This window comes from Runella rosea, assembly GCF_003325355.1.
Classification (GTDB): domain Bacteria; phylum Bacteroidota; class Bacteroidia; order Cytophagales; family Spirosomataceae; genus Runella; species Runella rosea.
The window spans coordinates 1,610,930-1,637,656 of the sequence record NZ_CP030850.1; the positions used below are offsets into that span (position 1 = coordinate 1,610,930).

General features: G+C 47.0%; 18 protein-coding genes. 11 read left to right on the top strand and 7 right to left on the bottom strand.

The window, feature by feature from the left end:
* The first annotated feature begins 4 nt into the window (after window positions 1-4).
* On the top strand, window positions 5-709 hold the full coding sequence (locus tag DR864_RS06875) for a hypothetical protein (RefSeq protein ID WP_229599537.1): 705 nt from the start codon (window positions 5-7) through the stop codon (window positions 707-709).
* A gap of 312 nt (window positions 710-1,021) precedes the next feature.
* Window positions 1,022-2,191, top strand: coding sequence for an acyltransferase family protein (locus DR864_RS06880; RefSeq protein WP_114066257.1), 1,170 nt, complete (start codon window positions 1,022-1,024; stop codon window positions 2,189-2,191).
* Here the strand turns inward: DR864_RS06880 and DR864_RS06885 are convergent.
* The 5 genes from DR864_RS06885 to DR864_RS06905 form a co-directional block, all read right to left on the bottom strand.
* Window positions 2,188-2,757, bottom strand: coding sequence for a DUF4956 domain-containing protein (locus tag DR864_RS06885; RefSeq protein WP_114066258.1), 570 nt, complete (start codon window positions 2,755-2,757; stop codon window positions 2,188-2,190). The two genes, DR864_RS06880 and DR864_RS06885, sit on opposite strands and share 4 nt — an antisense overlap.
* A 23-nt stretch (window positions 2,758-2,780) precedes the next feature.
* Entirely contained in the window at window positions 2,781-3,524 is a 744-nt protein-coding gene (locus DR864_RS06890; protein ID WP_114066259.1) for a VTC domain-containing protein, read from the bottom strand.
* A 144-nt stretch (window positions 3,525-3,668) separates the two neighbouring features.
* A complete protein-coding gene (locus DR864_RS06895; RefSeq protein WP_114066260.1) occupies window positions 3,669-6,194 on the bottom strand; it encodes an ATP-dependent Clp protease ATP-binding subunit in 2,526 nt (841 codons plus the stop codon).
* Window positions 6,195-6,279: 85 nt separating this feature from the next.
* Window positions 6,280-6,906 carry a WbqC family protein gene (locus tag DR864_RS06900; protein WP_114066261.1) on the bottom strand — a complete coding sequence of 209 codons (627 nt, stop codon included), beginning with the start codon at window positions 6,904-6,906 and terminating at the stop codon, window positions 6,280-6,282.
* 174 nt (window positions 6,907-7,080) lie between these two features.
* On the bottom strand, window positions 7,081-7,845 hold the full coding sequence (locus tag DR864_RS06905) for a creatininase family protein (protein WP_114066262.1): 765 nt from the start codon (window positions 7,843-7,845) through the stop codon (window positions 7,081-7,083).
* Between the two features lie 117 nt (window positions 7,846-7,962).
* Between DR864_RS06905 and DR864_RS06910 the strand changes: the two genes are divergently transcribed.
* Window positions 7,963-8,847: a lysophospholipid acyltransferase family protein gene (locus DR864_RS06910; RefSeq protein WP_229599538.1), complete on the top strand. Its 885-nt coding sequence runs from the start codon at window positions 7,963-7,965 to the stop codon at window positions 8,845-8,847.
* A 20-nt stretch (window positions 8,848-8,867) separates the two neighbouring features.
* Here DR864_RS06910 and DR864_RS06915 read toward each other — a convergent pair whose 3' ends face one another.
* Complete coding sequence (locus DR864_RS06915; RefSeq protein ID WP_114066264.1) at window positions 8,868-9,764, bottom strand: LysR family transcriptional regulator; 897 nt, start codon at window positions 9,762-9,764, stop codon at window positions 8,868-8,870.
* A 236-nt stretch (window positions 9,765-10,000) separates the two neighbouring features.
* On the opposite strand from DR864_RS06915, the gene DR864_RS06920 reads away from it, so the two are divergent.
* Window positions 10,001-10,489 carry a GNAT family N-acetyltransferase gene (locus tag DR864_RS06920; protein ID WP_114066265.1) on the top strand — a complete coding sequence of 163 codons (489 nt, stop codon included), beginning with the start codon at window positions 10,001-10,003 and terminating at the stop codon, window positions 10,487-10,489.
* A gap of 2 nt (window positions 10,490-10,491) precedes the next feature.
* A complete protein-coding gene (locus DR864_RS06925) occupies window positions 10,492-11,022 on the top strand; it encodes a GNAT family N-acetyltransferase (protein ID WP_114066266.1) in 531 nt (176 codons plus the stop codon).
* 52 nt (window positions 11,023-11,074) lie between these two features.
* Here the strand turns inward: DR864_RS06925 and DR864_RS06930 are convergent, their stop codons facing one another.
* Complete coding sequence (locus DR864_RS06930; protein ID WP_114066267.1) at window positions 11,075-11,782, bottom strand: XRE family transcriptional regulator; 708 nt, start codon at window positions 11,780-11,782, stop codon at window positions 11,075-11,077.
* Between the two features lie 119 nt (window positions 11,783-11,901).
* Between DR864_RS06930 and DR864_RS06935 the strand changes: the two genes are divergently transcribed.
* The 6 genes from DR864_RS06935 to DR864_RS06960 all read left to right on the top strand — a co-directional run bounded on the left by DR864_RS06935 (window position 11,902) and on the right by DR864_RS06960 (window position 26,685).
* Window positions 11,902-12,315, top strand: coding sequence for a LexA family protein (locus tag DR864_RS06935; RefSeq protein ID WP_114066268.1), 414 nt, complete (start codon window positions 11,902-11,904; stop codon window positions 12,313-12,315).
* A gap of 1 nt (window position 12,316) precedes the next feature.
* Window positions 12,317-13,618 (top strand): Y-family DNA polymerase, encoded by a 1,302-nt coding sequence (locus tag DR864_RS06940; protein ID WP_114066269.1) that lies wholly within the window; start codon window positions 12,317-12,319, stop codon window positions 13,616-13,618.
* Between the two features lie 238 nt (window positions 13,619-13,856).
* Window positions 13,857-20,378 carry a polyketide synthase gene (locus tag DR864_RS06945; protein ID WP_114066270.1) on the top strand — a complete coding sequence of 2,174 codons (6,522 nt, stop codon included), beginning with the start codon at window positions 13,857-13,859 and terminating at the stop codon, window positions 20,376-20,378.
* 17 nt (window positions 20,379-20,395) lie between these two features.
* Window positions 20,396-24,406, top strand: a complete 4,011-nt coding sequence (locus DR864_RS06950; protein WP_114066271.1) for a non-ribosomal peptide synthetase — start codon at window positions 20,396-20,398, stop codon at window positions 24,404-24,406.
* Window positions 24,406-25,086 carry a 4'-phosphopantetheinyl transferase family protein gene (locus DR864_RS06955; RefSeq protein ID WP_114066272.1) on the top strand — a complete coding sequence of 227 codons (681 nt, stop codon included), beginning with the start codon at window positions 24,406-24,408 and terminating at the stop codon, window positions 25,084-25,086. The genes DR864_RS06950 and DR864_RS06955 overlap by 1 nt, the downstream gene beginning before the upstream one ends.
* A gap of 231 nt (window positions 25,087-25,317) precedes the next feature.
* Window positions 25,318-26,685, top strand: a complete 1,368-nt coding sequence (locus DR864_RS06960) for a Gfo/Idh/MocA family protein (RefSeq protein WP_114066273.1) — start codon at window positions 25,318-25,320, stop codon at window positions 26,683-26,685.
* Window positions 26,686-26,727 lie beyond the last annotated feature (42 nt).

The following is a 26,727-nucleotide window of genomic DNA, read 5'->3' on the forward strand; positions in this document are numbered from 1 at the left end:
CGCAATGAAGCCCAACGGGCTGATTTCAAATACCCCGATTCGTTATTCCCCCTTCCCTCATAACGTCTTGAATATGTTCATAAAAAGCATAGAAGCACTAAAAAGATATTCCGTTTTACTAGGGATATTTATTTCAGTATTGCTGCTTTTCATTGCGACGAGGGTTTATCCAGGAGGCTCGCTGTTTGATAAAAATTCAGTGGGTTTTGACTGGTCAAAAAACTTTATTAGCAATTTGTTTGCCCCAAAAGCCATCAATGGTGCCGACAATCCTGCGCAAATCTGGGCGAATGCAGGAATGATTTTTCTTTCGGTGAGTTTTGCCCTATTCTTCATTAAATTTTCAAAGAAAATACCCGTAAGAAGTGCCGCCAACATCATACAATATGTGGGAGCGGGAGGCATGTTTTTTACTTTTTTAATCGTGACCCCGTTGCATGACAGTATGGTTACGCTCGCCAGCACCCTGTTTCTGTTAAGCCTATTTTACATTACCGTTTTTATTTTAAAGTCAAGGCTACACTTGTTCAAATTCTTGTGCATTGTCTGTCTACTTATTTTTTACTACACCCTATACCTCTACGGGTCAGGCAGTTATGCCTTTTTGCCTATTATGCAGAAAGTTACATTTGGCAGTACAGTCTTTTTGGTTTTGGGGCTTGAATATTTTACGCAAAAGGAAGATTTTGACCATCTTAAACCCACCTAAAGAGCCCAACGAAGCGTTTGTTTAAGACAATTTGTGAAGTACCAAAACTGACAATATTTTTCACCAAATAAAAGGTGACGCTTTGCAAATTGGCGCGAATATTTTGTTTGCACCTGTTGCCATTTTCATCGTCTGGGTACAAAATACGCACAAATCTTGCGTAAGCACTGTTAGGCCTACTTTGCCGCAAATTACCGCATAGCGTAAATTACTTGCCTAAAAACGCACCACCACAGCGCGCATTTATCTACCTCAAAAGCAACCTTTTTTTGCCCATTTGCATCTGCCTGTAAAAACCTTACAGCCACTCTGATGCACTCACTTTCTGAACGCCGCCATTACCTTGATTGGATACGGGTATTGGCCTTTTTTTTGCTGATTTTTTTTCATTGCGCCATGCCTTTTGTCACCTTCAACTGGGAAGTGAAAAATGCGGAAACCTCCGTCGGGCTCACGCGCTTGATTTATTGGCTACACCAGTGGCGCTTACCGCTGCTGTTTTTCATTTCAGGGGTGGGGGTTCACTTTTCGCTAAAAAAACGGTCGGTGGGAATGTTCGCCCTTGAGCGGGTAGTGCGTTTATTCATTCCACTGCTGTTTGCCATGTTTTTCATGATTCCCGCGCAGGTGTACATTGAGCGCTTGCAACGAGGGCAGTTTGCAGGTACATACGCGGCATTTTATCCCAGCGTGTGGGATTTTGTACCCTATCCCGACGGAACCCTCACGTGGAGTCATTTATGGTTTGTCGTCTATTTGTTTGTGTTTTGCCTTTTGCTTCTGCCTGTTTTTGCCTTTTTTAAATTAAAAGCAATCAATGCTTTGAAGGAAGAAATAACCAATCGGCTCACGCATCCTTTGGCCGTAGGCGCGTTGGTGCTTCCTTTCACGCTGTATTATTTTACCTTGTACCTCGATTATCCCGAGCAGCAGAGCCTACTCGACGATTGGTTTTTGTTTGTATCTTTGCTTACTTTCGTGGTGTACGGGTATCTTTTGGGAGGAAGCAACGCCTTTTGGCAAACCTGTGAACGTTTCCGTTTGTATTATCTAAGTACAGCACTCGTCTGCATGGGCATCTTGTTTTACAATTATTGGTGGACTTTGAGCTTACCCAAAGTAAATGACAGCCGACTGCAAATCTATGGGATTCTCAATTCCGTCCACATCTGGACGTTGATTCTGGCAGCAATAGGATTTGCGAAGAAACACCTGAATTTTTCTACACCATTTTTAAAATATACCAATCAGGCGGTGTACCCCTATTACATTCTCCATCAAACGGTGATTGTCGTAGCTGGGTATTTTGTAGTGCAATGGTACTTACCCATTGTTATTAAACTCCTGCTTTTGATTTGTATTTGTTTTTCAATCGTGGCCGTTCTTTATCATTGGCTGATAAAACCGTTTATCATCACCCGAATTTTGTTTGGCTTAAAGCCCAAAGAAAGCCTATCTAAAGAAGAATCGGTGGCTGTTTAGAGGTAGTAATAAATCCTCAAGAACGCCATGTCGTGCAGAAAATCAAGCTTATCAATTTCGATACGGATGATTTTTAGTCCGGTGCGGTCCCGCAAATCAGCCATCAATTCTTCGCGACGCGCGGCGGTGGTGAGCGAAATTTTGTCGTACATAATTTCTTTGCTGTACTCCCTCGGAAAGACAAAATCACCGTCAAACAGAAATGTCAAAAATAGCATCACCGTGGTAAGGATGGCTGTAATTCCGACGGAATTGGCCGACAGCCCATGAATGAGTCCCAACGCAATGGACAGAAAAAGATAGGTCATATTTCGCATGGTTATACCTTCTGTCCGATAACGTAGCATCGAAAATACCGCAAACAGCCCAAAAGCGGCACCCATCGAAACTTCTACCTTATTGATCAGATAGGTTACGGAGAAGATAATAAGATTAAAAGCAAAAAAAGAGAAAATAAACTCACGGTTTCGATAAATAGGATAGTAGATCAGCCACAGCAAAATCGCCATGCTAAACACATCAAGGCCAATTTGAAAAATGAGCTCGTGAAGTAAAACATTGGACATATTCGTAACGTTGTTTCAGCTTTTCAACACTTATTGAATCGGTTAATTCTAGTCAAAATCGGTTTGATGGCATTTGCTCTCAACGAAGGCTCTACGCTGGCAAGTCCCAAGCAGTATTTACTAATGCCGCCCTCTCGTATTTCTTTTTCTTTCATCAGATTTTTGAACGGGCTTGCGCTCCCTTTTTCCTGTTGGACGTCCGCAATTACGAGGTTGGGATACGCTACCGATTGTGACCGCCACCGAAACCATACGTTTAAATCAAACTTCAACCTTTCTCTTGTTTCGGGGTTGACCAACATCATGCGATGGTAGTAAATCCATACTGCGGGCTCTAAACTTGACACGTCGATTGGTATATTTTGGAGCAACAACTGTCTTCCATTTCCTGAAATATCTTCCGACAAATCGTCGAGCCGTATACGTTGTACATGGGTGAAACTTTTATTATTTTGGGATTTCAGTTCAAAATACTGCTCATTGGTTTCAACTTGACGGCAACTGCGAATTTTGTAGCGGTTCAACTTTCCAGCCAAATGTTGATAATAAAAAACACGCTCTGGTGTATCAAAATAAAGCGTATCGTACTGAAAAAGCCTTTTCCCTTCAATCTGAATCAACTGGTAATGCGGTCGAATTTTCGGGATTATCTCTTCCAGATACGATTTATCAAAAAGGTACCTAGCATCTATCCGGTCCATGAACCGGACAGACTCTTTCTTATCCATTGCAACTCCCTGCAAATCATTGAGTAGAGGTAGGTTCATTTGGCACAGCTCTATGGTTACAAACAAAAAAGGGTACGACAAAAATCGTACCCTTTTTCACCTATAAGTATATTTTCAAAGAAAAATATATTCTAAAGCAGCCTAAAATGCATTGAAAGAATTATTTTCAAGCCCAGCCAAGCTTTAGTTTATGACTTCTTCCTCTTTTTTTCTAACCGTAATCACGAGGGTTTCAGCACCATCTTCATGGTCGGCCATAAGCGTATCTCCTTCGCGCAAATCCCCTTTGAGAATTTCTTCTGCTACGGGATCTTCGAGGTATTTTTGAATAGCGCGGTTGAGCGGACGGGCGCCGTACTGTTGGTCGTAGCCTTTTTCTGATAAGAAATCTTTGGCTTTTTCCGTCAGTTCTACCTGATATCCAAGGTTGGTTACGCGGTTGAACAACTTACCCAGCGAAATATCAATGATGCGATGGATGTCTTCACGTTGTAACGAGTTAAACACAATCACGTCATCCAAACGGTTGAGGAATTCAGGCGAGAATGCTTTACGCAACGCACTCTGAATGGTGCTCTTCATTTGGTCATCTGGATTTTCAGATTTTGACTTGGTGGCAAAACCAATGCCCGAACCAAAATCCTTCAGGTCACGCACTCCAATGTTGGAGGTCATGATGATGATGGTGTTTCGGAAGTCTACCCGGCGTCCCAGACCATCGGTCAAAATACCGTCGTCCAACACTTGAAGCAAGATATTGAATACATCCGGGTGGGCTTTTTCGATTTCGTCCAAAAGTACCACACTGTATGGCTTACGACGAATTTTTTCGGTCAGCTGTCCGCCTTCTTCATAACCCACGTAGCCCGGAGGCGCTCCAATCAGGCGCGATACGCTGAATTTCTCCATATATTCGCTCATGTCGATACGAACGAGCGCATCTTCTTTGTCAAACAGATAGGTAGCCAGCACCTTCGCCAATTCCGTTTTTCCTACACCCGTTGGGCCCAAGAAAATAAACGAACCGATGGGCTTTTTAGGGTCTTTCAATCCTACCCGCGTCCGTTGGATAGCTTTGGTCAGTTTTTCAATCGGCGTATTTTGACCAATCACACGGTTTTTGAGTTCATCACCCATACCGAGCAATTTCTGGCCTTCGTTTTGCGCCACCCGATTCACGGGAATACCCGTCATCATAGCCACTACTTCGGCTACGTTGTCGTCTGTAACGGTATAGCGGCGTTTTTTGGTTTCCTCTTCCCACGCAATTTTGGCGCGGTCGAGTTGGTCTAACAGTTTCTTCTCACGGTCGCGGAGTTGAGCGGCTTCCTCGTATTTCTGGCTTTTCACCACGAGGTTTTTCTGCTTCTTCACTTCCTCAATCTGCTGTTCCAACACCACAATATCTTCGGGAACGGTGATATTGCTGATGTGTACGCGGGCACCCACTTCGTCCATCACGTCGATGGCTTTGTCGGGCAAGAAGCGGTCGGTAATGTATCTTTCCGACAGTTTCACAGCCTGCGCAATGGCTTCGTCCGTGTAGTTTACGTGGTGGTGATCTTCGTACTTATCTTTGATGTTGTTCAAAATTTCAATGGTCTCTTCCACGCTTGGGGCATCGACCATGACGATTTGAAAACGACGGGCCAAGGCACCATCTTTTTCGATGTACTGGCGGTATTCGTCGAGCGTAGTGGCTCCAATGCATTGGATGTCGCCCCGGGCTAATGCAGGTTTGAACATATTGGAAGCGTCTAGCGAACCAGAAGCGCCACCCGCGCCCACGATGGTATGTAGCTCATCAATGAAAAGAATCACCTCGGGCGATTTTTCCAGTTCATTCATGACCGCTTTCATGCGCTCTTCAAACTGCCCGCGATACTTGGTTCCTGCCACGAGTGAGGCCAGATCCAGCGTCACGACGCGCTTGCCGAACAAAACACGCGAAACTTTCTTTTGTACAATTCTTAACGCTAGTCCTTCTGCGATGGCCGTCTTACCAACGCCCGGCTCACCGATGAGCACGGGGTTGTTTTTCTTACGGCGGCTCAGTACCTGCGCTACACGTTCAATTTCTTTTTCACGGCCAACAATAGGGTCTAATTTGCCCAATTCTGCCATTTTGGTTAGGTCTCTACCGAAGTTGTCTAATACAGGCGTGCGAGATTTTTCGGTATTTTTGGGGTCTTTGCCTTGCTGAGCACCGCCTCCGAACATACTCCGTTCGTCGTCGTCGTCAGTTTCGGGCCCCGCATGGGGTTTGGTGCCTGATGATTGATACTCTAACATTTCCTTAACGATTTCATAGTTTACATTGAACTTGGCTAAAATCTGCGAGGCCAGATTATCGGGGTCACGCAGAATGGACAGTAGCAGGTGCTCCGTACCTATAAGTGGGCTTTTAAAAATTTTTGCTTCTAAGTAGGTGATTTTCAACACCTTTTCAGACTGTCGTGTCAGTGGAATATTGGCCAGATTTTTCACGTTGTTGGTCGCCGTACCTTTCGTAACCTGTTCGATGGTTACGCGAAGTTCGTCCAAAGAAACCCCAAGTTTCTTCAATAAAGCCAACGCTACTCCTTCTCCTTCTCTTATCATTCCCAGAATAAGATGCTCGGTGCCGATATAATCATGACCCAAACGCAAGGCTTCTTCACGGCTGAGTGAAATGACTTCTTTTACGCGGTTTGAAAATTTTGCTTCCATTTAATTATGGTTTCTTCACGGTTGGAATGGAGGAGTATAGCTAGCTTATGTATCAACTTCTTAACGAATAAACCTCCTAGTTCGTTCAATCTACGAAAACTGACCGCTTTAAGATGTTTGTGGCCTCCGCTCCCTGACACATCAGCAAGTCAATCACACTCAGATTCGGAACAAATTCACTCCCGAAGTTTTGTTGATAAACAACGGGAACGTATAAATTGTTGTGCCCGTACGCCTTTTTGGGATGAACCAACGAAAGTGCGTCAAATTGGCCATTTTCTACCGTGGGTTGGTACGTTTCGGTCAGACGTATTGTCGGCTTTAGTCTCAATAGCCGCAGACAGATTGTCAGCAGTTCCCAATTTAAGTCAAACAGAAAAGTGGGTTTTCTCTGAAAAACGCCTTCAAAATCTGTACCAAAATACTCAAAATAAGGGGCTTTGGCGTAAGCGGCTACGATAGCCCCCCAATGTCGTTTTACCCAAGGCTGCGAATAATCAATTTTTACTTCTTTAATGGGCATTTTTGGTTCCGAATGAACTACCGGAACAATCAACGTATCTACGCCGTTGGCGGTCAGAATGTGGCAGCGATTCCGATACGTTTGTTTTAGGAAATGCTCGTGCGCTTCAATCTCTACCTCCCCATATTTTAACAAACAAGCAATGTACTCTAATGAGGGTAAGTACTGTAATTCTATTCTGGCCGACAATTTGGTTTATAAATAAGTGATTATGTAAATAAAGTAATTTGAATGATAATATCAAAAAAATGATAAAAAAATTTTACAAAACCTTCTTTGCCGATACCAAAAATGAGGAAAGTACAAATTTTAATAAAATTAAAAATGCCGTTTTTGCCTTTTAAGGTAAAGAAAGAGTGGCGATTACTCGTACAACTGATTCACATCAGCGTCGGCCAATTCGATGAAAAATTGTGCTAATTTTTGGGTCAAGTCGGTATAAAAACGAGCGCCTTTCTCGGCCGTAGCCTCTTTGGGATTCCCGACGCCCGTATCTTCTGTGATCTGACTCCATTTGCGCTCGGCCCACGCCCAGCCTTCGCGCATGGCGCTGATGTTTGATTTTTTGGCGTGCCCTATTCCAGCTTCTTCCAGCGGGAGTACCAGTTCAGGATGCAGGTGCAGCAGCAGGCTGGTTTCGGTTTCGTCGGCGTGGTCGCCAGGGTTTGCAAAATACGCCGAACCGTCCAAGGCTTTGAACCAAAAACAGGTACTTATCCATAGTTCAGGAAATTGCGCCCCTACTTCCCGCACCATCTGTTTAAAATCGTTGCCGCCGTGGCTGTTGAAAATCAGCAGTTTTTTTATGCCGCTTCGGGCCACTACTTCGGCCAAATCCCGCAAAATAGCCATTTGCGTGCTTGGGTAGAGGTTCATGCACAGCCTGATGTCGGCTTGGCCCGTATTAACGCCAAACGGAATCGTGGGCAACACCAGCACTTTACGACCCGCTTCCCACGCCAAACGCGCCGCTTCAGCAGCCAGCGCGTCGGCTTCGTAGTTGTCGGTGGCGTAGGGTAAGTGATAATTGTGGGCTTCGGTAGCCCCCCACGGCAAAACGGCCGCGTCGTAGTCGGTCATTTTTACGGCTTTCCAGTAAGTTTCGGCAAGAAGGTAAGGTCGAGACATCGTTCTATTTGTTGATTATAGGACTAAGAAGTAAAACACATCGGTTGATTTACTAATTTTGCGCGCTAAAATTCTTTTTTTTAAAGATTTCCTTTACAAACGGTTCCCTCGTAGTATTTGGACAATCGTAAATCGTCGCATCAAATGTGGTTTTTGGGCTGGTTGGGGCGTTTGCCTCTGGCGTTTTTATATAAATTATCCGACGTTTTTTACGTCCTGATTTATTACGTAGTCGGTTATCGCAAAAAACTTGTTACAAAACATCTAAAGGAGTCGTTTCCCGAAAAAACACCCAAAGAGATTAAGAAAATTCGGAAGCAGTTTTATCAATTGTTGGCCGACTTATTCGTCGAAACCCTCAAACTGCCGTATTTAAGTGCCGAAGAGATTCAGGAGCGGGTGCAGATTGAGAACTTTGAGTTAATCAAAAACTACGTAGACCAAGGGCAGTCTTTTCTATCTTTCAGTGCCCACATTGCCAACTGGGAATGGGTGCCAGGGGCGCTGACTACGCGCGGCATTCCCGTAGATGTGGTGTACAAAACCCTGACCAACAAGCAGTCAGACGAGTTTATGATAAAAGTGCGCTCTTCGTTTGGGGTGTACCCTATTCCGATGCAACGTTTGATGCGTGAAATCGTGGCTCGCCGAAAAATCATTCGTACCACGGGCCTCGTGGCCGACCAATCGCCCCACGAACCTGAACATGCCCATTGGCTACCATTTTTAAACCGAGAAACTGGCTTCTTTCCAGGCACCGAAAAAATAGCCCGTACCACCAAAATGCCCGTCGTATTTGGCGAAATGTACCGCAAAAGTCGAGGGTATTATATCGTTTTGTTTCACTCCGTAGCCGAACCGCCGTACGACGATTTGCCCGAAGGAGCCATTACTAATTCCTACAAAAACCTGTTGGAAGCCGCCATCCAACGTCACCCAGCCGAATGGTTGTGGTCGCACAACCGTTGGAAGCACAAAAAGGAGAAGTTTGTAAAATCGTAGAGAACTCCCATTTTGCACCTCTACAGTTCGTCCAAACACAGCCTTTTGACGGCGGCTTGGGCAATTTCTCGCAGGTGCGGCAGCACCGCATTGGTATCATCAGCCCGCCAAATGAGGTATAACTGCGTGACAGTAGGCAATTTTAGAAACCGCACCGCCAACGACGATGCGCCTTCGCGATACGAAATCGGCAACACAGAAAGCCCGAGTTTTTTTTCGACCAGCCGCAAAATAGTCGCGCCGTAGTTGGAGTGATACACCACTTTGGGACGGAAGCCCTTTTCTTCAAAGATGCCGTGTAATATTTTTCCATAATTGATGTCAACGTCGATTTTCGGCAAAATAAACTCCGCCGTTCGGCACTGACTGATGTCTTCAAAATTGGAATCATTGAGCGGCGAATCGCTCGGTACGACCAACGCAAAATGTTCTTCAAACAACAAATCAGTCGAAAAACGCGGGTCGACGGTGATCTCACGCGTGAAACCAACGTCGATGTCGTAATTTTTCAGGGCCTCCATCAGTTCCAATTCGGCAATTTCGGTCAATTGCACGTTGACATCGGGAAAACGCTCATGCATCATAGCCAAGGTTTCGGGCAAAATCGAATACAACGCCGAGCCAGGATGCCCCATCCGAATCTTGCCCACGGCTCCGCTGTGAATACGGCGCGTTTGCTCGGTGATGTAGGTAAGCTGATGTTGGAGGCGGCTGATTTCGTCACGAAAATAACTCCCTGCGGCGGTCAGTTTTACATTTCGCTTGTCCCGTTCAAAAAGCAAAACGCCCAACTCTTCCTCCAACTGCTGAATCTGCCGGCTCAAAGCGGGTTGTACAATAAACAATTTCTCCGCCGCCCGCGAAAAGTGCAGCTCCTCCGCAACGCCCAGAAAATACGTAAGTTGACGAATATCCATGTTGAATAGAAAATTAGGTAGACGCTATAATTTTTGCGATTGATTTTAGGGACTTATACAAATTAAGCATAAATCAGTAAAAAAATAGCATTTCTGATTATTAAACGGCTTTTGTTACTTTGTTCATCGTACTCACTTTCCAATACGATTTTAGTTGTCTTTTATGACCCTAAAACCTCTCCGCGCTTGCGGGGAGGTTTGTCGTCAGCAGGTAGCAACCCATCTAATACAATAATATGATTCAGATTGCCCATTACAGCGAAGAACACCAACAGTCCATTATTGACTTGATTTTAGGAATTCAGCAAAACGAGTTCAACATTCCCATCACCTTGGCCGACCAGCCCGATTTATTGACCATTCCGTCGTTTTATTGCCAGAACAAAGGCGCATTTTGGGTAGCCTTAAACGACCAGCAGGTGGTCGGAACCATTGCGCTGATTGACATCGGCGACCAGATGGGCGCAATCCGTAAAATGTTTGTTCACCAAGATTTTCGGGGAAAAGAGTTGGGCATTGCTACCCTGCTTTTGAATGCCATGCTCGCGCATTGTCGTCAACACGGCCTGACCGCTATTTATTTAGGAACCCTCCCCCGACTTCAGGCGGCCATGCGTTTTTACGAAAAAAACGGCTTTGTGCAATTACCAAAATCAACTTTGCCCCCCCAGTTTCCCGCCATGACGCTCGACACCGTGTTTTACGAATACAAAATCGCAGGATAATAATGAACGCTACAACCACCGAATTCACCATTCGCCCCGCTCAATGGTCGGATGCTCCCGCCCTGCGCGATTTGATGGAGAAGACCTTCGTTGATACCTACGCCAGCTACAACACGCCCGCAAACATGCAATTGTATACATCAACGCGGTTTGGGTTGGCCCAAGTTCAGCTCGAATTGCAGGACGAAAATGTACACTATTTGATTGTTGAAAAGCAAAGCGAGTTCATCGGTTTTGCCAAGCTTATTCAAAACCATTCGGCAGAAGGGTTAGAAAGTAAAAAAGCTGTCGAGATTGAACGAATTTACGTAGAGAAGACGTACCACGGCCAACAATTAGGCGCGCAGCTTATGCAAGCCTGCCTAGAATGGGCCAAAGAAAGCGCCGCAGAAGTGGTGTGGCTCGGCGTTTGGGAACACAACCCTAAAGCCATTCGGTTCTACGAAAAAATGGGTTTTGAACGCTTTGGGGCGCACACTTTTACGCTCGGCACCGAAGTTCAGAATGATTTTTTGATGAAGCGCGAAATCTAATAATTGGTTGTGGTGGGTTTTGAGAAACCTCCCACAACCAATTCTCCCAATGTTACCCAATCGGAAATTCCGAATCAAAATAGCCCGCAAAACGCCACAATTCCTGAATTTCTTCGCGACGAACTGGGTAAGGTGCATACCGCTCGTTGAGCGACTTAAGCACCAGTACTCCTTTGTCTTCCAAGTAGTTAAATACTTTTTTGAGCACTACCCCTTCATCTTTGGTCACCACGAGGCAAATGGTACCGTTTTTGACGCCATCCCATTGGTCAATGTACTCTCCAAACACCACCGAGCCTTCGCGCAGGGGCGGCATAGAATCTCCTTCGTACGGAAATGCGCGGTACTTGCGGTCACGCGATAAAAAAGGGACCTGAAACGCCGGCAAGCGGTTGATGTAGTCAATATCGCCGTAGCCTTCGGCGTAGCCCCCCATGGCCCGAACAGGCACAAACTCGATATTTTCGCGGTTTTGAGGGTCAACGGTTGTTACCAATACCCGAAGGTCGGCGTTCGTCGATAACGGGCGCGTATCATTACGTAAATCTTTGCGCAAAAACCCGTCGATAGGAATGGCGAAAAACGTAGCCAGACGAATTAAATCTTCAAAACTCGGCTCCGCTCTGCCCAATTCATACGCTGCCAAGGTAGATTTTTTTATCCCTAACTCATCGGCCAAGCGCTGTTGAGATACCTTTCCGTCCAGTTTACTCCGCAGATAAGAAAGATTTTGAGCAAAATTATTCACTTTTTCTTGCATATAATTTACATTACGAGTAATATTTGCAACCAAAATACATTTTTTTTAACCAAAAGACAAATAAAACAACCATTTATTCCTTTATATACCAATACAGCATCCCTAACTGATTGTTACTCATGAACTTTTATTTTCCTACCGTTTTCATCCCTTTGGTCAGCGCTACCGTTTCGGCTGGTTTTCCTTCCCCTGCCGATGATTACACCGAACTTTCTCTGGACCTCAACACCCACCTCATTGAGCGCCCCTACTCTACTTTCTGCATCCGCGTGCGCGGCAATTCGATGGAAGGAGCACGTGTATACGATGGCGACATTTTGCTCGTAGACCGCTCCATCAGCGCCCAAAACGGAAACATTATCATCGGGATTTTGGACGGCGAATTTACGGTCAAACGCTTACGTATAGAACAGGGACAAACTTTTTTATTACCTGAGCATCCTTCCTACGAGCCCGTTGCTATTACCGAGGCCAATGACTTTAAGGTTTGGGGCGTCGTTACGTACATCATCCATAAAACCCAAAAGCAATAGGATGTACGCGCTTATCGATTGCAACAATTTTTACGCTTCCTGTGAGCGGGTTTTTCAGCCTAAACTGGAAAAAAAGCCCATCGTGGTTTTGTCTAACAATGACGGCTGCATTATTGCCCGTTCCGACGAGGCCAAGAAATTAAATATCCCAATGGGTGTGCCGCTTTACCAAATCGAATCATTGATTAAACAACACGAAGTCAAAGTCTTTTCCTCCAATTACGCACTTTATGGCGACCTTTCCAACCGCGTCATGCAAAGCCTTCATGCACTGGTACCTCAATTGGAGGTGTATTCTATTGACGAAGCCTTTTTGGATTTACGCCAAATGCCGTACCATGATTTATACGCGTTTGGTCAGGAGATTCGGCAAACGATTCAGCAATGGACGGGCATCCCCGTTTCGCTGGGGATTGCTCCCACAAAAACGCTGGCCAAAGCCGCCAACCGCTACGTTAAAGCGCACACAAAAGAAACCGGAGTCTTTGTTATTGAAGACAATTTCACGGCCGACATCGCCCTCGCCGCAACGCCCGTTGAGGATATTTGGGGGGTGGGCCGCCAGTACGCCCGTTTTTTGGCGGGTCACCAAATCCAGACCGCTTTTGACCTCGTTCAAATGCCCGATTCGTGGATTCAAAAGCACCTTAAAATTGTAGGTTTGCGCATGGTACGAGAATTAAGGGGCGAAATCTGTTACGGTTTAGCGCTTGAGCCACATCCCAAAAAAGGCATCTGCGTTTCGCGTTCCTTTTCAAATACCCTCACAGACTTATTCTTGATTCAGGAAGCCGTTGCGACCTTTGCCGCACGTTGCGGTGAGAAGCTGCGTAAGCAAAAAAGCTGCGCCAATTTGTTGCATTTGTTTTTGTTTACTAACCCGCACCGCGAAAACGACCCGCAGTATTTTGGCTCCAAAGTACTTCAGTTTCCCGCCGCCACGCACAGCGGTTTTGACTTGGTGGGAATGGCCATGAGCGCCCTAAAACTCATTTTCAAAGAAGGATATCGGTACAAAAAAGCAGGTGTCATGGTCAGCGGGATTGTGCCCGAAAACAACACCCAAACCGCACTTTTTGACATCAATGAACCCAAACGACTCAAAGATCACCGCGTTTTTCAAACGGTGGACGCCCTGAATCGCAAGTTGGGCCGCGATACTATACGCATTGCCACACAGGGGAAAAGTTGGGCCACTCACCAGACCCAACGTTCTCCCTGCTACACTACGCGTTGGGAGGATTTACTGGTCATAGACGAACGAATTGATTTTCGGGGAAGATACATGCGAGGCCTATATTGAATCAATTGTGAACAATCAATATCCTGAATTTACCATCTCTCCCGCAAGTATTTTTCCTGAGTAAAAGAAGCTAATTTTATTTTAGACACAAACAACAAATATGACATTTAAGTATATTTTTTAGATATAAAAAACTACCTATCAACGACTTAACCTATTTATTATACTAAAAAATAGTACATTTTATACCAAAAAAAACTATCTTTGTCTACAGTCAAAGAGAAATTATAAGGTTAAAATGACTTTGCCCGATCAACCTTCCATTTACACCGTAATTGATTTTTTTTTAAAACAATTGACGATTTCTAAAGATGCAGTAGCAATACAGTATCAAAACCAACAACTTACCTATCGTGAGCTTGCAGAAAAAGTATTTACGCTCTCCTCTAAGATAGCCCGTATTTCAGAAAAAACCATTGTTGTAAGTGCATCCCGCTCCATCGACATGATTATTCATGTGTTGGCAATACTGCACGCTCGCAAAGCATACCTACCGCTCGACGCGTCTTACCCGCTCGAACGCTTAAAACAAATCATAAAAGACGCCGACGTCCAAACTGGATTATACTCAACCGAAGAAGAAATCATTTTTAACCAGAAGCTTAACCTCGTCAATTTGTTAAGCCTTGAAGAAATCCCCACCCCCTCCTTCTCTTCGACAGTTACGTATGTTCTTTATACTTCTGGCTCCACGGGCGTTCCTAAAGGCGTCAGTATGGGCAATGAGGCTTTAATAAACCTTATCCAATGGCAAAAAAACAATAGCCGTTGTGGAGAAGGCACCAAAACGCTGCAATTTTCACCTTTGGGTTTTGATGTTTCGTTTCAGGAAATATTCGCCACCCTCAGCACGGGTGGCACCTTGGTTTTAATTGATGATGACCAGCGTTTAAACCCGATAGGTTTGCTGGAATTCATTGCGGAGCAACGTATCAACCGCATCTTTCTGCCGTTTGTGGCACTGCAATTATTGGCAGAAACTGCCGTGAACAACCAGCGTTTTCCGCCTTCGCTGCAAGAAGTGATGACGGCCGGTGAACAACTCAAAGTAACACCACAACTGCGCGCTTTTTTCTCGGCTCTGCCCAACTGCCAGCTGTTTAATCAATACGGTCCCACGGAATGCCACGTCGTAACCCAGCTCGCGCTCGACGGCCCGCCAGATTCATGGCCAGAATTGCCTTCCATCGGAACACCCATCGACAATGTTTCCATCTTTATTCTTGACGAACAACTAAACCCCGTTGCCGACGGAATAGAAGGCGAATTGTGCATCGGCGGAGTTTGTGTTGCCGAAGGCTATTTGAACCAACCGACACTAACCGCCGAAAAATTTCAACAGTGGCAACCTCCTCAAGGTAGCACGCAACGGATATACCGAACGGGTGACGTGGCCCGCAAATTACCCGACGGCAACTTCGAATTTTTGGGCCGAAAAGATGACCAAGTCAAAATACGGGGTTATCGCATCGAACTCGGCGAAATAGAAGCCGCGCTCACTAAACTACCCAATGTGACGCAGGCGGTAGTGACCGTCAACAAAGACATTCCGAGCCAAAACCGGCTAATTGCCTATCTCACATCCGACAAAGAGGAGCAGGAGTTGCAACTCCGAAACCAGCTTTCTGACCTCCTGCCAGATTACATGATTCCATCAGGATTTGTCATTGTCAGTGAATTTAAGCGAACGCCCAACGGTAAGGTAGACCGAAAATCTCTTCCCAAACCCTCGCTCCAACGCCCCGCCTTACAAGTGCCTTACCGGAAGCCCACCACGCTGATTGAGCAGCAGACCGTTGCGCTTTGGGAGGAGCTTTTGCTGCTGGAACGCCTCGGTGCCGACGATTCGTTTTTTGAACTCGGCGGCAATTCATTGTTGGCCCAAAAAACCGTTGTTCTTTTGCAACAACGACACGGCTATCTGTTGCCCATCACCAAATTATACCAGTTTCCTACGCCGTCAGGTATTTCTATTTTTCTGGCCGGAGATGAAAAAAAATTTGAATTGCCTGCCGCTCCAATTTCCAATACCAAACAAAAAGACGTAGCCATAATCGGGATGGCGTGCCGCTTTCCAGGCGCCGACACCATTGATGCATTTTGGAATATTTTGGTCAACGGCCAAGAAACCGTTCGTTTTTTTACGCAGCAAGAACTCGACAAAAACATCCCCGATACCCTCAAACGCGATCCATCATACGTACCCGTCCGGGGAATCATCGACGACATCAAAGAGTTTGATGCCGATTTTTTTGGAATCTCCCCCAGAATGGCCGAGGTAATGGACCCTCAGCAGCGTATTTTCCTCGAAATCGCCTATGAAGTCTTGGAAAACACTGGTTATCTTTTGAACAATCGGAACCAATCCGTGGGGGTGTTTGCAGGCTGCGGCAACAATACGTACTATTTGAACAATGTGTTTCCCAACAAAAATACACTGGAAACCATCGGTCAATTCCAAGTCAATACAGTATCCGAAAAAGATTATATCGCCACCCGAACTGCCTATCAACTCAACCTGCAAGGCCCCGCCGTGGGCGTATTCTCGGCTTGCTCTACTTCGCTTTTGGCCGTGGCCGAAGCGACGGAAAGTATCCGAAACGGGAAATGCCGCGTTGCCATAGCAGGGGGAGCGAGCATCACCGCTCCCGTAGAAAGCGGGCATTTGTACCAAGAAGGGGCCATGTTTAGCCAAGATGGGCACACCCGAAGCTTCGACGCCAACGCCACTGGAACCGTTTTTAGCGACGGCGGGGGCGCGGTTTTGCTCAAATCGCTCGACGAAGCCGAACGCGACGGCGATTTTATTTACGCGGTCATTAAAGGAACGGGTGTTAACAACGACGGGGGCGAAAAGGGAAGTTTTACCGCTCCCAGCGCCCACGGGCAAGCCACTGCCATCGCGCTGGCCCTACGTGATGCCGCCGTCAATCCTGCTACCATCAGCTACATAGAAGCCCACGGAACCGCCACACCCATCGGCGACCCGATTGAAATAGAAGGACTTAAAATGGCATTTGGACCACAAGAGCATAACCATTTTTGCGCTATTGGCTCCGTAAAATCCAACATTGGGCACCTCACCCACGCGGCTGGCGTGGCAGGGTTAATCAAAACGGCTTTATCCATGCAACACGGGGTATTGCCCGCTTCCATCAACTACCAAACCCCAAACCCCGCCCTCCGACTAGACAAAAGCCCTTTTTACGTCAATGACCGATTGAAAGAATGGAAAGGCGAAAAAAGACGGGCCGGGATTAGTTCCTTTGGGGTAGGCGGCACCAACGTACACGTCGTGTTGGAAAGTTATCCTGCGCCAGTGCCCGTTTCACAACCTGCCGAGGGCGACTGGCAACTGATTACGTGGTCGGCGCACTCGGAGCAAAGCGCGACCGAATACGGGGTAAAACTGGCAGCTTACCTAACCAATCACCCAGCACTTTCGCTTGCTTCGGTAGGTGCCACCCTCCGGGCAACCCGTAAAGAATACCTTTTCAAACGGTTTGCGGTGGCCAAAGATGCCGCTGGTTTGCTTGTAGCAGTGCAAGCCCCCACTCCGTCTACACGCGCCGCAGCGGTTACCGATTCGACTGAAGTAATGTTCGTTTTCCCTGGACAGGGCACGCACTATCCGTTCATGGGCAGGGAGTTATACCTCCGCTTTCCCGTATTTCGCGAAGCGTTAGAGGCTTGCCGCGCCATTTTAATAGCCCAAACGGGATGGGATATTTTAGACGTACTTTATCCTGAAAAAGAAAAACCCGAATCAGAAACCGTCGATAATACCCTGTACGCCCAACCTGCTTTGTTCTCGGTTTCGTACGCACTAGCTACGCTCTGGATGAGTCTGGGAATCAAGCCTCAGGCGTTTATCGGCCATAGTTTGGGGGAATTTGTAGCGGCGCATTTAGCCGGTGTATTCAGTCTTGAAGATGCCTTAAAGCTAGTAGCTACGCGGGCAACTATGGTAAGTGCACTTCCCAAAGGCGCAATGCTTGCCGTCAGAATTCCAGAAGACCGGGTGGCCAATTTGTTGGAAGAAGGCATCTCTCACGCGTTGGTAAATTCTCCAAACAACCATGTGTTTTCTAGCACCCCCGAAAAAATAAGTCGCTTGACTGAAAAGGTGGCTACCCTTGGATTTGCCCACGCACCCGTCAACACTACCCATGCGTTTCATTCTGCCGCGATGGACCCTGTGGTGACACCATTCCAACGTGTTGTTGCTTCCGTTACGCTAAACCCGCCGAGAATCCCCATTATTTCGAGCGTTACGGGCACTTACTTAAAAGATAGTGAAGCAACTTCTTCGTCGTATTGGGCCAACCACCTACGCGCTACGGTGCGTTTTTCGGAAGCCATCGCTTTTGCCGCCCAAGAATCCAACCCTATCTTTTTGGAAACAGGGCCGGGAAGTGTGCTTTCTTCTTACATCAAACAGCAAAATAAGCGTTGGGTAGCGCTAGAAAGCATTACCTCGGCAAATCATGAAACCAAACAGCTTTTCCAAGCGTTGGGTAAACTGTGGCAATTGGGCCTAAAACCGAATTGGAACGGGATAAACGAGACATCATTGCCCAAGATTCCCACTTTACCCACGTATGCATTCCAACGGAAAAGGCTCTGGCTGGACCCGATAATAACCGAACAACCCATAAATTCATTCGTTATCAATTCTTCTGAAATCACTCCCATTATCGACAATAACCCTCTGTCTGTGAACAGAAGCGCGCTATTATCCGAAAAAATAAGGCAAATTCTGGAAAATGCATTAGGGATTGAACTTGGCGACACCGATGAAAAACTCTCCTTTATTGACTTAGGAGTTGACTCTCTTTTGTTGACCCAATTGTCACTTACGCTCAAAAAAGAATTTTCCATTCCAGTCAGTTTTCGTCAATTAAGCGAAGAGTACGACAGCATACCGACGCTGGTGGGTTACCTCGACCAGCAGTTACCCCCCGAAAAATTTGCCCCCGCCCCAATTCACGTACCTGCGCCCGCTGCCGCTCGGCCAGTGCTCCCTCAGGTAGTGGCCAATACAGGTCCGTTGACGGCGTTGGACCAAATTGCCCAACAATTACAGGTACTTACGCAACAGGTGCAATTGCTTCAAGGCAACGGAAGTACCCCACAAGCGGCTCCGCTACTCCCAACGACGACCCATCCTCCAGCCCTGACGCCCCTTAGCATCAGCCCCGACGAGGCCGCCGAGCTGAAAAAACCCTTTGGCGCAACGGCCCGGATTGAACGCCAAAAAACGACGCTGAACGAAACGCAAAAGAATTTTATCCGGGCGTTTGCCGCCGATTACAACCAAAAAACGGCCAAAAGCAAAGAGTATACGCAAAAACACCGCGCCTCCATGGCAGACCCCCGGGTAGTAACTGGTTTTAAACCCGTCATCAAAGAAATTGTATATCCCATCGTGGTCAGCAGTTCCAAAGGAAGCAGGGTAAAAGACATTGACGGCAACGAATACATCGACGCGCTCAACGGTTTTGGTTCCAATATGCTTGGCTACCAACCCGAGTTCTTGACCCGGGCCATTAAGGAGCAAATGGACAAAGGCTACGAGATTGGCCCGCAGCACGAACTATCGGGGCCTGTGTGCGACCTCATTTGCGAATTTACGGGTTTTGACCGGGCGGCACTTTGCAACACTGGCTCGGAAGCAGTACTGGGTGCAATGCGCATTGCCCGAACCGTAACGGGGCGTTCGTTAATCGTCGCTTTTACGGGTTCGTACCACGGCATCAACGACGAAGTGATTGTACGCGGAACCAAAAGCGGAAAAAATTTCCCAGCCGCCCCAGGCATCATGCCCGAAGCGGTACAGAATATGCTCATTCTCGACTACGGCACCGACGAAAGTCTACGGATCATCAGCGAGCGTGCCGACGAACTAGCGGCAGTGTTGGTAGAACCCGTCCAGAGCCGACGCCCAGAATTTCAACCCGTTGATTTCCTCAAACAAGTCCGACAGATAACCGCTAAGTCGGGAAGTGTCCTGATTTTTGATGAAGTAATTACGGGATTCAGAGCACATCCCGGTGGTGCACAGGCCCTTTTTGGTATCCAAGCCGACTTAGGCACCTACGGAAAAGTGATTGGCGGCGGCTTGCCGATTGGGGCCATTGCGGGCAAAAAAGCCTTCATGGATGCCCTCGACGGCGGATTCTGGCAGTACGGCGACGAATCCATTCCCGAAGCGGGCGTTACTTATTTTGCGGGCACATTTGTGAGGCATCCATTGGCCCTTGCGGCGGCCAAGGCATCTTTGGAATACATGAAAGACAAAGGAGCCGCCTTGCAAAACGAACTCAACGAAAAAACCGTATATTTAGTACAGGCGCTGAACGACGTTTGTCAACGGCATTATATCCCGCTCTACAGCGTTCATTTCGGTTCGTTATGGAAACTAAAACTGAAAGAAGAATACCCGTATAATGAACTTGTTTTTGCCCTGATGCGCTCTAAAGGGATTCATATTTGGGAAAACTTCCCTTGTTTTCTTACCGAAGCGCACACCAAAGATGATATTGACCAAATAATAACCCAATTTGAACAAAGCGTTCAGGAATTAATTGATGCAGAGCTGATTCCTGTCCCGAAAAAGAAAAAAGAAGTCACCCTTCGTATGGATGACAACCAACCGCCCGTCATGGGCGCCAAACTTGGGCTGGATTCAGAAGGAAATCCAGCTTGGTTTATTACAGATACTCAACGTCCAGGAAAATATTTAAAGATAGAACCATGAAGAAAATGATTTGAGTTATGACCCATATTGCTTACCACTTTACCCCTATTGACTATAACCCTTTTGAAGGGACAGAAATTGAAAAAACAGCCCCCGCAACGGAATCACAAAAAGAAATATTTATTTCTACGCTTATCGGCGAAGATGACGCAAACCGGGCTTATAATGAATCGTTTACGTTACTGCTTTCGGGCGACCTTAACGTTCCCGCTTTTCGAGAGGCATTTGCTGACTTAGTCCAGCGCCACGAATCGCTCAGGACAACCATTAGCGCCAACGGAGAAAAAATCATCATTTTTGAAACACCGTCGTTCCAATTAACGCAAGACGATGTTTCTCACCTCGCCCCCGCCGACCGGGAGACCTACCTGCGCCGCCTCGCCGACGCAGAAGCTGATACGCCTTTTAACATCGTCAAAGGGCCGTTGTTTAGGCCATATCTTATCAAAACAGGCCCCGAAACGTGGCAATTTACGCTGACTGGTCATCATATTTTGTTTGATGGTTGGTCGTTGGGTATCCTCCTGCAAGATCTCGGCAAGTTGTATTCGGCCTATTCTACAAATACGTTCCCTGCGCTGCCCGCTGTGGTTCAGTATGCCCAATATGCCAACGAACGCAAGCAATTTGAGCAAACGGAGGAGTACGCAGCCATTAAAGAGTTTTGGGTAAACCAGTTTAAAAACAACGTACCCATCTTTGATTTTCCGACCGATTTCCCCCGGCCCGCCACTCGTTCCTATTCAAGCCAACGCAACGATTATCCCATCGCTCCGTCGCTGGCGGCGGCGCTCAAAAAGGTGGGGTCTCAAAACGGATGCAGCTTCATAACTACCCTTATTGCGGCGTTTGAAGTCTTTTTGTATAAGGCCTCTGGTCAAAAAGACATCGTTTTTGGATTGCCCACCGCTGGTCAATCGGTGACGGGAAACACTCACCTCATTGGGCACTGCGTCAATATGTTGCCCATGCGGAGTGCTCCTTCTCCCGAGCAGTCTTTTGCGGACTATCTGAAAGCCCGAAAGTCGGCCATTTTGGATTGCTATGAGCATCAACAGCTTACGTTTGGCAGCCTGCTCAAGCTCATCAATATCCCCCGCGACCCGTCGCGCGTTGCGCTCGTACCCGTTTCCTTCAATGTGGACTTGGGCATGACCAACGACGTTCATTTTGAGGGACTTTCTTACACCCTTCTCAGCAATCCGCGCCATTACGAAACTTTCGAGTTCTTTCTGAATGCCAGTGGTTCTGAACGCGAAATGACCTTTGAGTGGTCGTACAATACCAACCTGTTTAAGGCTGAAACAATCCAAAAGTTACACTGGCATTTTGAATCTATTTTGCAACAGGTGGTCGAAAACCCAGCCATCCTACTCCGCAACCTGCCAGGAATCACGCCCATTTCCGACGGCCGAACCTACCAAGCCTTAAATGACACTCTAACGCCCTCTCCAACCCATAAAACCGTTGACCAACTCATTGCTGAGACGGCAGCGGACTTCCCTTCAGCGGTGGCGATTAATTTTAAGGGGACAAAAATGTCGTACGCGGAACTGGAGACAAAGGCCAATCAATTTGCGCATTATCTCATCGAAAGCGGTATCCGCCACGGCGACATTGTGGGACTGGCCCTTGAGCGCTCCCTGTATCTGCCAGTGGCCATTTTGGGCATTGCAAAAGCAGGCGCAGTATTTCAACCCATTGACCCAGATTACCCCGCCCAACGCGTCAATTATATATTGGAAGATGGAGGTGCAAAAACGCTCATTACGTCCCTCAAATTCAAAACTCGGTTTGAGGAAGTCATCAATACCCTCTGCATTGAGGTGATTATTCCATTGTTGAAAACCTATCAAACCACCCCGCCAGCGCTCTCCCGAAGCAGTCGTGATTTGATTTATATTTTGCATACTTCTGGCTCGACCGGTAAACCCAAAGGCGTTCAGATTGAACACCGCAATGCGGTCAATCTACTGCTGAGTATGAAGCACGCGCCCGGAATGACCTCCGACGATAAGCTACTCTCCATCACCAGTATATCGTTCGACATCTTTTACCTTGAGCTTTTTTTACCGCTCATTTCGGGAGCAACAATGGTGATGCTCAATTCGGCAGATTCAAAAGATGCCCGGGAAATCATTGAGTGCGTTCAAACCGAAAAAATTACGGTCTTACAAACCACTCCTTCGGTTTGGAATAGCATCCTCGACGTGGCCGACAATCTTTCGTTGCCAGTCAAAGCAATCTGTGGTGGCGAAGCGCTGTCGAAAGATTTGTCGAAAAAGATGTTGCGTAAAGTCAATGAAGTGTGGAATGTATACGGCCCTACCGAAACCACCATCTGGGCAACGGTCAAGAAAATTTCTGACAACGATGAAGTCATTACCATCGGAAAGCCTATTTTCAACACCCGGATTTACCTGCTCAACGAGCAGCGACAGCTCGTTCCAGACGGAGCAGTGGGTGAAATATACATTGCTGGCGACAACGTAGGCCGGGGCTATCTTCATCAACCTGCCCTCACCGCCGAGCGATTTTTGCCAGACACCATTCTGAATCTGCCCGATCAAAAAATGTATCAAACGGGCGATTTGGGCAAACTCTTGGAAAACGGTGAGATTCAATGCCTTGGCCGGATTGACCAACAGCTAAAAATCAATGGGTTTAGGATTGAACCCGGCGAAATAGAACACTGTATGACGCTTGCCAACGTCGGAGTAAAGCAGGCAGTGGTCAAGCCAGTCACCCGGAACAATATTACGGTGCTCGCGGCTTTTTATACATCGGAACCCAACCGACAAGCAATGACGCCCGCCGGTTGGAAACAATTGCTGCAAGGCTACCTGCCCGCGTACATGATTCCTGAACAGTATATCGTTTTGCAAGAGTTTCCGTTGACACCCAACGGGAAGATTGATAAAAACAGCCTGCAATTGCCCGGAAGTCTGCCCGCCCCTGCCCCGCCCAAAGTGAACTCTACGTTTACTCCGACGGAGTTGACCGTCGCCAAGGTGTGGCGTAAAGCACTGAACAATAACGAGATTGAGCTTGACGACAACTTTTTTGAAATCGGCGGCCACTCATTGATTGCGGCACAAGTAATGCAGCAAATTTATCAAGTAACGGGCAAAAAACTTCCGCTTGCTATTCTTTTTGAAAGTCCAAGTGTTAGGTCGCTTGCCGCCGCCATCGACCGAATCCAAGGAAAGACTACCTACAGAGCACTCGTGCCTATCCGACCCAGCGGGACCAAAACGCCCCTTTTTCTGGTCCACGGGGCAGGGCTAAACGTGTTGATGTTCTCTCCACTGACTTCCTATTTTGACGAAGAGCAGCCCATTTATGGTCTTCAGGCCCTCGGGCTTGACGGTAAAAAAATAGAAACCGACACCATAGAGGGCATTGCTGAAATCTACAACAAGGAAATTCTAGAGGCTAATCTGGGAGATGAATACGCCATTGTGGGCTACTCTCTCGGGGGAGTGATCGCTTTCGAAATGGCCAAACAATTGAAAAAGATAGGTAAAAAAGTAAAACTTCTCGGAATGATTGATACGTTTATCGACAACGAAGACTATCATTTGTCGACCCTTGAGCGTTACAAAACCAAGATTTTAAGACAACCCAAGAAGCTTACATTTATCTTTCAAAACTTGATAAAAGACCCCCAGGAAACCCTTCGCTATCAGGCTTATATCTCAAAAGCAAAGGTCAAATCAATGCTCAGTAAAGCCATTCCTGACAAAAACGCTCCCGTTCCTTTGGAAGACCGCATCAATCGTCATTATGAAAATGCCTATATAAATTATAAGCTCACTCCCTACGACGACGTGATTTGCCTTTTCAGAGTAGCCAAAAGAATTTATTACGTTGATGACCCCGTTTACTTGGGCTGGAAACCGTATTCGCCCCAAGGTTTGATGATAACCAACGTGCCAGGAGACCATAAGACTTTCCTTCTGCCTCCCAACGACCGGGTGTTTGCCAGAAAATTGCAAAAGGTTCTGAACAAGCCTATTATCAAATAATGGAGTCATTTTCTTTTCGGGAATGGGACACTGAGGCTTTTTTGGGACTGCAAAAGATAAAAACCCAAATTGTTTTTATCCACAGAAACCGCTACCTGACGCTGGAAGAGGCCATTTTAGCGAATGTAAGTTTGGAAGAAACGGCACGCGCCAACCGTTTCTTCCACTCCAAAGACCGCGAATTATACCTGCTGGGCAAGTACGTTTTACGGAAAATCTTAGCCGAGCAAACGGGCCTTGCTCCTCAAAAGATTATTTTTTCGAAGACCCACACCCATAAACCTTTTTTTGAGGGGCAAGCGTTTAACCTCAGTCATTCTGGCGACCATATTTACCTTGCCTTCAGTCCTTTTGAAGTTGGAATTGATTCCGAAAAAACCAACCTTGACTTTGACCTTCAACCCGTTGTCGATGCCTGTTTTTCGGAGGAAGAATTTGCTATGCTTTCAACCAAAGATTACAGACGCAATTTCTACAGAATCTGGACCAGAAAAGAAGCATTGCTGAAAGCCACGGGCGAAGGGCTCTGCGATGATATGAAACAGGTGCCCACTATAAACAGTCATGTGTACCGAAATGGTCAACTTTATTTTCTCGCTACTCGCCGCCACGAAGACTACATTGTTAGCTATGCCACTCCCCACGCAGACCCAGAAGTGATAGGTTGGGAATTTGCATAGCCAAGAGAATTAAGTGGAGTATCCCCTCTTCCGATTATATTAAAAACATCGATTTTGTTTAATGCCTGATAGGATTTCAAAAGATTCCTCCCGCCAAACTGTGCCTATCAAACGGCTTGTACGTAGTATAATTTTCAGGCAATAACAGGTAAAAAAAGAATAGGCGATGCCTTATACTCCTGTTATTCATATACGTTTCAATCTATAACATCATCTAAACCTCATAACTACATGAAAAATAAGCCTACCTCCGAATCTAGGCGGGAGTTTTTGGCCAAAGCCGCCACCGCCGCCATGGCCGCTCCCCTCCTGTTCAGTTCGGAAGCCAATGCTGCCCCGACCAAACTCCGTCATGCCTGTATTGGTGTGGGTGGAATGGGCTGGGGCGATTTGCAACAATTCAAGAAACATGCCAACGTCGAAATCGTGGCGCTGTGTGATGTCGACGAAAAAAACCTCAAGCGCGCCGCAGAGTTTGTTCCCGGCGCACGCACTTACACCGACTGGCGCGAATTATTCAAGGCCGAATCTGGCAACATTGACTCGGTCAACGTCAGCGTACCCGACCATAACCACTTCCCCATTGCGGTAGAGGCCATTCACCGAAAAAAACACGTGTATTGCCAAAAACCAATGTGCCATGATGTGGCCGAGGTTCGGGAATTAACCAAAGCCGCCGTCAAAGCGGGCGTCACGACCCAGCTCGGGACTCAAATCGCTTCCGGCATGGGCGACCGTACGGCAGTGCAGTTAATCAAACAGGGCATTATCGGCAAAATAAAACACGCCTATTTATGTTCCAACCGTCCAGGTGCAGTAGCGAGGTACCGCTTGGTGGGTCCGCGCCCCGCGGAGGCCCACGAAGTACCCGCCCATCTGCATTGGGATCAGTGGCTGGGCACCGCCCCCGTGCGCCCCTACGCACCCGATATTTATCACCCCGCCATCTGGCGTACGTGGCAGGATTTCGGTACGGGTTGGTCGGGCGACATTGGCTGCCATATTTTTGATGCAGTTTGGAAAGGTCTCGGCATGAAAGCCCCTCTATCGGTGATTGCCGAAGTCCAAAAATCATGGAAAGATTCCCCCGAACGCCGCGCCGACACATGGCCGCAGGGAAACCACATTACGTGGCAATTTCCGGGTAATGAATTAACCGCTTCAAACACCTTTCAAGCAGAGTGGTTTGACGGTGAGTTTTACCCACCGCAAGAAATCCGGGATTTATACAAAGACGGCGAATACCCCGCCGAATCAGCAATGTTGATTGGCACAGAAGGCGCGTTATTGATTCCCCACCAAAAAATGCCCGTGGTCATTCCTTTCCCCAACGGCAAGGTAAAAGATTATATCCTGCCCACTTTGGCCGAGCGCAATCATTACCACCATTTTGTGGATGCGTGTTTGGGCGGCGAAAAAACCGAATCTCACTTTGCACAGTCTGGCCCCATGACCGAAGCGGTATTGTTGGGTACGGTAGCGATTCGCGTTCCAGACCAATTGCTTGAATGGGATTCCGTTAAAATGAAATTTCCAAATTATCCGGCCGCCGAGAAATACCTGCGCCGTACCTATCGGAAGGGCTGGGAGGTGTCTTAACGAAAATGGTGGTGTTCAAGTTTTGCAAAATACACTATAAGT

What these genes read in the sequence shown, in the direction of transcription:
- DR864_RS06905 (WP_114066262.1), bottom strand. Translation starts at nt 7,845, where the DNA reads ATGTCTCGACCTTACCTTCTTGCCGAAACTTACTGGAAAGCCGTAAAA.
- DR864_RS06895 (WP_114066260.1), bottom strand. Translation starts at nt 6,194, where the DNA reads ATGGAAGCAAAATTTTCAAACCGCGTAAAAGAAGTCATTTCACTCAGC.
- DR864_RS06920 (WP_114066265.1), top strand. Translation starts at nt 10,001, where the DNA reads ATGATTCAGATTGCCCATTACAGCGAAGAACACCAACAGTCCATTATT.
- DR864_RS06915 (WP_114066264.1), bottom strand. Translation starts at nt 9,764, where the DNA reads ATGGATATTCGTCAACTTACGTATTTTCTGGGCGTTGCGGAGGAGCTG.
- DR864_RS06880 (WP_114066257.1), top strand. Translation starts at nt 1,022, where the DNA reads ATGCACTCACTTTCTGAACGCCGCCATTACCTTGATTGGATACGGGTA.
- DR864_RS06935 (WP_114066268.1), top strand. Translation starts at nt 11,902, where the DNA reads ATGAACTTTTATTTTCCTACCGTTTTCATCCCTTTGGTCAGCGCTACC.
- DR864_RS06925 (WP_114066266.1), top strand. Translation starts at nt 10,492, where the DNA reads ATGAACGCTACAACCACCGAATTCACCATTCGCCCCGCTCAATGGTCG.
- DR864_RS06955 (WP_114066272.1), top strand. Translation starts at nt 24,406, where the DNA reads ATGGAGTCATTTTCTTTTCGGGAATGGGACACTGAGGCTTTTTTGGGA.
- DR864_RS06960 (WP_114066273.1), top strand. Translation starts at nt 25,318, where the DNA reads ATGAAAAATAAGCCTACCTCCGAATCTAGGCGGGAGTTTTTGGCCAAA.
- DR864_RS06885 (WP_114066258.1), bottom strand. Translation starts at nt 2,757, where the DNA reads ATGTCCAATGTTTTACTTCACGAGCTCATTTTTCAAATTGGCCTTGAT.
- DR864_RS06945 (WP_114066270.1), top strand. Translation starts at nt 13,857, where the DNA reads ATGACTTTGCCCGATCAACCTTCCATTTACACCGTAATTGATTTTTTT.
- DR864_RS06890 (WP_114066259.1), bottom strand. Translation starts at nt 3,524, where the DNA reads ATGAACCTACCTCTACTCAATGATTTGCAGGGAGTTGCAATGGATAAG.
- DR864_RS06930 (WP_114066267.1), bottom strand. Translation starts at nt 11,782, where the DNA reads ATGCAAGAAAAAGTGAATAATTTTGCTCAAAATCTTTCTTATCTGCGG.
- DR864_RS06875 (WP_229599537.1), top strand. Translation starts at nt 5, where the DNA reads ATGAAGCCCAACGGGCTGATTTCAAATACCCCGATTCGTTATTCCCCC.
- DR864_RS06940 (WP_114066269.1), top strand. Translation starts at nt 12,317, where the DNA reads ATGTACGCGCTTATCGATTGCAACAATTTTTACGCTTCCTGTGAGCGG.
- DR864_RS06950 (WP_114066271.1), top strand. Translation starts at nt 20,396, where the DNA reads ATGACCCATATTGCTTACCACTTTACCCCTATTGACTATAACCCTTTT.